Consider the following 883-nt stretch of genomic DNA (forward strand, 5'->3'; position numbering starts at 1 on the left):
TTTGAGTGGTTGCTACCCACAGGCGGGGTGGGTCAGTTTGCGCCGAAACGATAGGGTTACTTTGTCCGGAATATACAATTGATTTGTGAGATAATGATTTGAGACGTTTTTAGGGTGGAAAAGGGGAGAATTGGGTGGGTGGGGAAAGTGTCTCACAAAACGGGCGTTTCAAAAGACGGACAAGTCACTGTCTCGTCCTGAAATTAGTTGACCGTTTTTAGTTAATCCTGAAATACGTTTACCCGTTTCTTCTTAGTCCGAATTTATCCTATTTTTTGTTCTTTGTTGAACCAGGCTTGTAATAGTTTTTCCAACGTCGTTCTAAGGGGCCATGTTCACTATGAGCTTCATTTGGACTCAGCATATTACAGCTTAAATGTGGACGTTTGTAATTGTAGAGAAAGACTCCCTTCTCCAATAAAGCATAGGCTTCGTCAAGGTTTCGAACAGGTTGATGACTCAGATATTCATCTTTGAGAATACCATTTATACGTTCTGCAATCGAATTCTCTAAGGGATCTGAATTTTCGGTCATACTGATCCGAATATGATAGCTTTCCAAGGCCTGTACATACTCCGAACTGCAATACTGAATGCCTCGATCACTATGATGAATCAGCTGACGACCGATCCGTTTAGTAATCTGCTTGAGGGCCATTTCCAAGGCTAGCCGGGAGTTGACCGCTTCCAGATTGTCTGCTAAGGCGAAACCCATAATCCGGCGAGAGTAGGCATCCGTCAGCAAAGAGATATATAAATAACCTGCCTCAGTCAGCCAATAGGGTAGAGTAGAGCAAGCGCGCCTGGGTAGTTTCACAACTACTGGTTTCGCTTGCCCTCTCCCCGAACCGGACGTGCACCTTTCGTTATGCATCCGGCTCTC

General features: G+C 44.8%; 1 protein-coding gene. It reads right to left on the minus strand.

What is annotated here, in order from left to right; genetic code table 11:
- Positions 1-268: 268 nt before the first annotated feature.
- Positions 269-883, minus strand: a 615-nt coding sequence (locus tag AC23NW_RS36190) for a transposase (RefSeq protein ID WP_487455586.1), incomplete at its 5' end; no start/stop codon positions are given.

The sequence above is a fragment of the Arsenicibacter sp. R0_47 genome (genome assembly GCF_057652235.1).